The following is a 7651-nucleotide window of genomic DNA, read 5'->3' on the forward strand; positions in this document are numbered from 1 at the left end:
CGACCAGCTCGACTACGTCTGCGCGTTGACCGGGCAGCACACCCGGGAAGTCGGCTGGCGGATGCCGGGCAACAAGCCCGACCCGGACCCGACCGGGGAGCTTCGACTCATGCCGGAGTACGGCGTCGAATGGGGACTCTGGGCAGGCTGGCTCCCGTACTACGAACCGCCCAGACTCCGCAGCAGCCCAGGACCGGTTGGCTTCTCCACGCCGCGCAGTCTCGGGCTCACAGCCGACCTCGAGGAACGACTGCGCCGGTGGAACGAGGACTGGCGTCGCGGCTTCGTCGACTACAGCACCGACGGACGCGACGCAGGATCCGAGCTCGGGTTTCCCGGCTACGGTTACGGTGTCCCCCGGTGGAGCGACGCAGTGAACCCCGCCACCTGGTACGGCGAGGGACTCGCGATCGCCGCGCAACTGGCCGATGAACTCCCAGGTGTGAAGGTGCGCCTCGCCGCGATCAGTTACGTGTGTGCCCCGCGATTCCTCCTCCTCACAAGAATTTTCGACGACGACGAGTTCTTCACACCAGTCGAGGTTCGGCCATGCTCGTGATCGCTCGGCACCAGGTTGTGCCCGGTCCTGGCGCCGCGGCGGGGCTAGTCCCGGCCGCTGGGAAGGTGATCGGTCGTCGCCCAGGCGCCGAGGGTGCTGAGTGAGACCTTGCCGGGGATCAGTCGAATGGCGACGTCGCGCACGGCACACAGGGCTGGGGACGGCGTTGCCGCTACTTGCATAGCGCGACGCGAGCCCGTTTGGAGTGCGTGGGTACGGGGCGTCCTCGCACGCTCGTATTCAGTCAGAGCAGCGTGGATGTCGCGGTGGTGGCGGACCGCGGCGCCGAGGACTACCGCGTCCTCCAGTGCCTGGCTGCCTCCTTGACCTAGGTGGGGAGTCATCGCGTGCGCAGCATCACCGAGTAGAGCAACACGTCCGCGGGTGAAGGTCGCCAGCGGCGGCAAGTCTGCGAGCTCGTGGGACAACATCCCGGCCCGTTCACCGGCTGCAACGAGCTGCTCTATCGGGGCGTGCCAGGACCGGTATGCCTCTGGACTTGGGGTCGATCCGTCGCGGCGGCGGGCACTGGAGGCGAAACAGTAGATGCGCCGCGAATCGACGGGGACGATCCCGAACTCCATGCCGACCCCGAGTGTGTGTGATGCCTGCGGCATTGTCGGTAGCTCGGTATCGGCGAGGTCCACCATCCAACGCCACGCCGTTATTCCGGTTCCCCTGGGGCCGGGGTGATCTGGGAAAGCCGACCGGCGGACGGTGCTCCCGATGCCGTCAGCGCCCACGACCAGATCCGCGGAGAGGTCGCCGCCGGAGGTGGTAGTGATGTGTCCGGTCTCGCTCGCGTGGGTGACGCCTGTCCCATAGCGGATTTCCACTCCGAGGCCGCGGGCATGTCGGGCGAGAGCGTCCAGTAGAACGCCCCGGTGCAGAGCCACGACGTCTCCGAAGCGGGCCTGGAACTCCCCAGGGTCCATGTGGCCCATCTTTCGACCTGACACGGAGCGCTGGGTAGGCGGCGTGCCTACCGCTGCGCGCTGCGTGATGTCCTCCCGTATCCCGAGCCGGTCGAGACACTCGGCTCCGTTAGGCCAGAGGACGATTCCCGCGCCTTCTGTGTGACTTTGCGCAGCCTTCTCGAGGACGGTGACGGTCATTCCCGCCTGGGCCAGTGCGATCGCCGCGGCCAGCCCCCCGACTCCTCCGCCTGCGACCAGTGCAGTAGCAGCGCTCACGTTCCCTACCCCTCTAACTACGAATGTAGTTCAACTACAATTGTAGTCAGAGGGAAGGAGTGCATGTCAATGCCCGAATCACCCCGTCGTTGCCAGCTCGCCGACGCCGCGATCACGGTGCTCGCACGCACCGGGATGAGAGGTCTGACGCACCGGGCCGTCGACGCGGAGGCCGCGCTGCCTGCCGGATCGACCTCGAACCACTTCCGCACGCGGCGGGCGCTCGTTATCGGAGTGGTCGACAGGCTGGCCGAACGCGACCTCGACGATCTGGCTCTGACAGAGACCCGCCCAGGCGCGGCGGCAGACCTGATGTCCATGTGGACCCACACGGACCCTGACCGGTTCCGAGCCCGAGTCGAGATCACCGTCGAGGCGACACGGGACCCTGAGATCGCCAAAATCCTCGCCGAGGGGCGAGCCCGCATCATCGACTTCGTCGAACAGGCGCGGCAAGGGGCGCCACCCGAAACCCAAGGCGCCCCCGCACTCACCTCGTCACAGCTCGTCGCACTACTCGCGGGACTGCAATGGGCGGAGTACACGACCGGGGAGAAACTCATCGCCCCGGTACTCGGTCGTCTCTCTTGAGAACTCGGCGTCAACCCTGTTCAGCGACCTGACAGTGCCATCCGTTGTGTGCCGGCTGGCCGTTGCGACCTCCTACGCCTGCTCAGTATTGCCCGCGCAATCCAGCGCAACGGCGTCTCCTCGCTATCGGGGTCGCGCCCCCGTTCCCCCGTTGTCGGCGCGTGCCAGTTCAGCGGGCCGGCAGCTACTTTGACAACCGCGGTCGTGACGGTCACTTTCGGCAAAGTACATCGGCGTGTTTCGTCAATCTGGGATGCATGGCGACACTTGTCTGTTCCCAAGCACTTTGTCAGTGCGTCAGTGCGTCAGTGCGACAGTGCGACAGCGCTGGCTGTGGCGTCCCGCGAGAGTGGGTAGTAGCCACCCAGTGAAGTCCGTTGTCAGACGCCGGCTGAAACACGGATTGACACTCCGACTGAGGACGAGGGTTCGGGACCTGCTGGTCTGATCGTCAAAACCTTTCCTCTTGCTGTGTCGGCGTCCGGGTCTTCCACACGGTGCGGCAGCCTACAAGTCTGCTTGATCATGTGGGCGGACCCGCCACCGTACGGAGGTGACCGCCTGTTCCATGCTGAGGCGACTGACTGCGGCTTCGAAAACCGCGTCGTCGCGCTTGCGGGTGGTCAACAGTGCCCGGACCTGGACCCGGTCGGTGGCGGCGATGTTCTCCGAGTCCACGCCTTGCAGGTGAAAGCCTTCGGCAAGCATGGCCTGGACGAGCAGTGCGCGGATGTGCGCTTCGTCCGGGTCCTGGCAGACGACGGTGAATTCGTAGTCGACCGGTTCGTTCTCGGTCTGGTTGTCGGGAACGGTGCGCTCGACCCGCCGTGCGATGGGGCGCAGGAGCGCGTTGCCCAGGATGATGGCGATGATTCCAGCGAGGGCGGGGATGTACATCCCACCGCCACACAGGCACCCGATAGCAGCGGAACCCCATAGCGTGGCCGCAGTATTGATCCCTCGCAGGCTGCCCCCTTCCTTGATGATGACCCCGGCGCCCAGGAAGCCGACCCCCGAGACCACCTGAGCTGCGACACGGCTGGGTGAGGCGTCATCGGGAGTCAGAGAACTGAGCAACACGAACAGACATGCGCCGACGCACACCAGCGTGTTCGTCCGCAGGCCGGCGGAACGGGCCCGCCATTGGCGTTCGAGGCCGATGAGGGACCCGCCGAGGAATGCTGCCGACACCCGGATGACGATCTCCATGATGAGTTGATCGTCGGAGACGAAGAACATGGCTGCTCACCCTCCCGCCAGGGCTGTGACCACCTCGAGCTGATCAGACAGCACGACCGAGGCGATCAGGAAGTAGATGATAAGGCCGGTGGCGTCAACGAGCGTGGTGACCACCGGCGCGGAGAACACCGCAGGGTCGATCCGGAGCTTGTGCGCGATCAGTGGCAGCACTCCCCCCACGGCTGAGGCCCAGAGGCAGATCAGCACCAACGTCAGCGAGATGATGATCCCGATGTCGACGCCGTAGAAGAACGACGCCACGGGGAAGCCCACGGCAGCCAGAAGCAGTCCCAGGAGTAGTCCGACCCGCGCCTCGCGCCAGAGCACGCGTGGCAGGTCCGACACCCGTACCTCGTTGACCGCCAGGGCTCGGATCATCGCACTCGCAGCCTGCGAGCCGGCGTTTCCTCCGGTGTCGACCAGCAGCGGGATGAACAAGGCCAGGGTCACCACTGTGGCCAGGGTGTCCTCGAAGTACTCCAGGACATTGACGGTCATGACCGCTGCGAGGATCAATGCCAGTAGCCACACCGCCCGGGTGCGCGCCAGGCGAAACACCGTGGCCGACAGGTACGACACGCCCAGCGGCTCAGCGCCGCCGGCACGCAGGGCATCACGGGTGACCTCCTCCTCGAGTACCTCCATGGCCATGTCGACGGGGATCATGCCGATCACCCGCTGTTCGGCATCGACCACCGGAAGCGCCAGGAGATCCGCCTCCTGGAGCAGGCGCGCAGCGGATTCCTGGTCGGCGCCGGCGTCCACGCTGTACTTCTCCTTCGACATGATCGCCTCGATCCGGGTCCCGTCCTCGCTGGTGACGATGTCACTGAGCCACACCACCCCCACCAACCTGCGCTCATCGTCGGTCACGGGCAGCAGCGAATAGTCCTCGGACCGGCCGCCGAGCCCGCCGAGCCTGTCCAAGGCCTGCTCCCTGGTCTGCCCTGGGGCCAGGGTCACGGCCGCCGGGATCATCACCCTGCCCGCGGTGCGGGGCCAGTAGCCGAGCAACTCCGCAGTCGCCTCGCGCTCGGTATCGCTGAGCCCGTGCTGGAGCCTCGTGGCGACCTTTGCCGGGACTTCATCCAGCAGGCGCACCCGATCAGCCGGGGACATCGCAGCGAACAACTCGTGAACCCGCTCGTCCCGCAACCCGTCGATCAGAGTGCGCTGGTGCTCAGCATCGAGTAGCTCGAACACGCTCATCGCCTTGTCCTTGTCGAGCAGACGGAACGCCACCGCCCGATCAGACGGATCCATCCGGGCGAGTTCCTCTGCAACACGGACTGCATGGTTGCCGCGCACCCAGGTGCGGGCCTGATCTGTGGCGTTGTCCCGGACGAGCCGGACCAGGTTGTTGTTGTACATGGGAAGACACTCCTTGGAAAGCATGAGCCGCGCATAGTCGTAGCGCACGGAAACGCCCCGTGCGGCACATGCGCACGGGGAAACGATCAACAGGTGATGAACTCTGGTGGGGATCTGGCGGTAGGTGGCACGCTCGCGCGGACGCACGGAGACGGGGCAGCATCGCCGAAACCGGCGATTGCAGACGGACCGCCTCAGGTGCCGGTCTCTACGAAGGCACAGTCAGAACTGCCCGAAGACAGGGTGCCTCTACAGACAGGTTGCCTCTAGAGAGGGAGGATGGCGGCGGGGCGGGGGCGGCGGCTTTCGCCGCTCGGACTCGGACTCGGCACGTCACTCACGAAACCCCACCCCCTCTCGCTCCAGCGAAGCCGCAACAGCCGCAGTGTTGACGCGCAACGAGAACGGTGTCACTGCGTGACCAGGCACGGCTTCGACCTTTTTCGCCGGGAACCTTAACACACCTCTTTCACACCACAAGACCGTGTACGTCTGCTCGTCGTGAGCATCCACATTGTGGGGTCAGTAGAAGCCGAGTGGATCCTCCGGCTCGACATGGATGAGTGTCTCTGCCAGGGAACACTCCTTCGACCTGGTCCTCAAGTCTGTCGGCGAGTTCATGAGCAGTAGAGACAGCCCAGGACCCGGGCACGCCCATGACGAGATAGATATGGCGGTGGCGGCCAGTCTCCACGGACCGGGCAGGGCGAAAAATACGCCGTGAACTGCGGAGAACTTCGTCTGAGCAGTGGAGAACCGCTCCATGTCCCCAGCTGGCATGGCCGCGCTGAGCCATGCTCGTGGTCTTCAGCGCGGTGGCAGTTCAGCGTGGGGATCACGAAACCGAAACTCATCGTTGGTGAAGGGCCAGTTGGTCCTGGTCCAGCGGTAGTTGATCCACCGGTGGGGCCTCACTGAGGTCTGGCTGGTTGATCAGTACGAACAGCGCCAGTCCCACCACGTAGACCGCGAAGACCCGGAAATGCCCCCGGTAGAGCAGTCGCAGCACCATCCACAGCGCTCCCGCACCGACGACGGCGGCCACCACGAATCCCAGCGCGTAGTCCTGCCAGCCCAGGAACAGCCCACCCTCGAAGCTGGCGGGATCGAGCAGGCTCAGCGACTGCAGCCCGGTGGCGGCAACGATCGTGGGAATGGCGACGAAAAAGCTGAACTGCGCTGCCAGCGGCCGGTGCATGCCCAGCGCCAGCGCCGCGGCGATGGTCAGCCCTGACCGGCTCAGACCTGGAAAGAGCGCCGCCGCCTGGGCCAGACCGATCACGACGGCGACCAGCACCGTCATCTGCGTGGCGCCGCGCCAGGTGGTCTTGACCGAGTCCGACCACCAGAGCACCGCGCCGGTGATCATCAGCATCAGTGCCACAGCCCACGGGGTGGTGAAGACGTCGGTGCCGTATGCACGGATGAGCAGGCCCAGGACCCCGGTGATGGCCGTGGTCAGCAGGCCCAGCAGCGCGAGCCGCAGGTGGATCAGATGGCGCAGCGTGCGCCTCCGTCGCCAGTGCCCGAGGTCGCGCCGGATGCCTTTGATCAGCTGCTTCAGCGGTCGCCACATCACGACGACGACGGACACCATCGTGCCGAGGTGTACCACCAGGTTAAACAGGATCATCTCTGGGGTGTCCGGCGCTGGCAGGGGCGACCCTTCGGCCGCCAGCCATTGCTGCATCAGCACCAGGTGGCTGGAGGAGCTCACCGGGATGAACATGAAGAGTCCCTGGATCGCTCCCAGGAGGACCGATTCCCACAGGCTCATCGAGCGCGGTGCTCCGCCGCCGTACCGGCCACCCTGGCCTCAGTCGGCGCTTTTTCGGGACCGGGCGGAAGATCAGGCATGACTCATACCGTATCGATCAGTGGGTACCAGTGAGGAACAGAGACGGACTGGGGACCACACCTAGGCGAAGGTCTCCGCTCGCTGCTCGTGCCCTGGTGCTCTGCTTCAGCTTCCGAAAGCCTCTCGGGGAAACACAGACAAGGCCGATTGGACAACGCGCGGGCCTCGCGTTCGTCCCAACAAGCAGCAGTTCTGCGCAACTACGGGTGCCGGCCCTGGCGCGCGGCGGCTTCATTGGCCGATAGTGGTTTCTGGAGTCTCGGGAAACCGTCTCGCTGGCGGTGTGAAGAACTCCTCGTCGCCGAAGATCTGCGTGAGGTCGAGCAAGCGTGGAGCGCACACGTATCGTATCGCCCTGAGTCGCACCTTCACGCCCGGGAGCTGATCGGCAAGGCTTGAGGCGATCGCGTGGCCCTCGCGATACCAGGCCGCCGGGTCCACATCGTCGGCCCATTCCGGCAGGGCGAGACCTCCATTCGGCAGGCCGAGATCGGCGCTGGTCCCATTTCCATCTAGCCCGTAGTCGAGGAAGCCGCGGTGCCAGTCCTCGTTCCAGCGTCGGAGTCGGTCCTCCAGCTGCGAGGTAAGACCGAGGCTGCGCGGGGTCGCAAAACCCCCGGGACCCGGGCCCGCGCGGAGCCGAGGGGGCTGGTGGTACGGCAGCCACCCGTCCCAAAGGCCCCACTCGACCCCGTACTCCGGCATGAGCTTGAGCTCGGCCGGCACATCCGGATCGGGTTCATTGCCGGGCATCCGCCAGCCATCTTCGCGCGTGATCTGCCCGGTCAGGGCGCACACGTAATCCAGCTGATCCGCAGCGAGCTCGCACACCACGTACTT

The 7651-nt window shown here is 65.6% G+C and carries 8 protein-coding genes; 2 read left to right on the plus strand and 6 right to left on the minus strand.

Going from position 1 to position 7651, the window contains the following annotated elements; all coding sequences use genetic code 11:
- The coding region (locus tag G6020_RS14695) for a hypothetical protein (RefSeq protein ID WP_194306156.1) at positions 1–559 on the plus strand (559 nt) is incomplete at its 5' end.
- A 44-nt stretch (positions 560–603) separates the two neighbouring features.
- On the opposite strand, the gene G6020_RS14700 is transcribed toward G6020_RS14695, so the two are convergent.
- A complete protein-coding gene (locus G6020_RS14700; RefSeq protein ID WP_182611120.1) occupies positions 604–1752 on the minus strand; it encodes an FAD-dependent monooxygenase in 1149 nt (382 codons plus the stop codon).
- Positions 1753–1821: 69 nt separating this feature from the next.
- Between G6020_RS14700 and G6020_RS14705 the strand changes: the two genes are divergently transcribed.
- A complete protein-coding gene (locus tag G6020_RS14705) occupies positions 1822–2343 on the plus strand; it encodes a TetR family transcriptional regulator (RefSeq protein ID WP_182611121.1) in 522 nt (173 codons plus the stop codon).
- 507 nt (positions 2344–2850) lie between these two features.
- Here the strand turns inward: G6020_RS14705 and G6020_RS14710 are convergent.
- The 5 genes from G6020_RS14710 to G6020_RS14730 form a co-directional block, all read right to left on the minus strand.
- Positions 2851–3582, minus strand: coding sequence for an MgtC/SapB family protein (locus G6020_RS14710; protein ID WP_241732743.1), 732 nt, complete (start codon positions 3580–3582; stop codon positions 2851–2853).
- Positions 3583–3588: 6 nt separating this feature from the next.
- Positions 3589–4953, minus strand: coding sequence for a magnesium transporter (gene mgtE, locus G6020_RS14715; protein ID WP_182611122.1), 1365 nt, complete (start codon positions 4951–4953; stop codon positions 3589–3591).
- Positions 4954–5422: 469 nt separating this feature from the next.
- Entirely contained in the window at positions 5423–5749 is a 327-nt protein-coding gene (locus G6020_RS17455; protein WP_182611123.1) for a cation transporter dimerization domain-containing protein, read from the minus strand.
- A 54-nt stretch (positions 5750–5803) separates the two neighbouring features.
- Entirely contained in the window at positions 5804–6730 is a 927-nt protein-coding gene (locus G6020_RS14725; protein ID WP_182611124.1) for an undecaprenyl-diphosphate phosphatase, read from the minus strand.
- 312 nt (positions 6731–7042) lie between these two features.
- The coding region (locus G6020_RS14730) for a hypothetical protein (protein WP_194306157.1) at positions 7043–7651 on the minus strand (609 nt) is incomplete at its 5' end.

It is taken from the genome of Dietzia sp. B19, assembly GCF_014145155.1.
GTDB classification, from domain to species: Bacteria; Actinomycetota; Actinomycetes; order Mycobacteriales; family Mycobacteriaceae; genus Dietzia; species Dietzia natronolimnaea.

Coding starts and splice junctions, on each gene's coding strand:
- G6020_RS14710 (WP_241732743.1), bottom strand. CDS start 3,582: ATGTTCTTCGTCTCCGACGATCAACTCATCATGGAGATCGTCATCCGG.
- G6020_RS14725 (WP_182611124.1), bottom strand. CDS start 6,730: ATGAGCCTGTGGGAATCGGTCCTCCTGGGAGCGATCCAGGGACTCTTC.
- mgtE (WP_182611122.1), bottom strand. CDS start 4,953: ATGTACAACAACAACCTGGTCCGGCTCGTCCGGGACAACGCCACAGAT.
- G6020_RS17455 (WP_182611123.1), bottom strand. CDS start 5,749: ATGGCTCAGCGCGGCCATGCCAGCTGGGGACATGGAGCGGTTCTCCAC.
- G6020_RS14705 (WP_182611121.1), top strand. CDS start 1,822: ATGCCCGAATCACCCCGTCGTTGCCAGCTCGCCGACGCCGCGATCACG.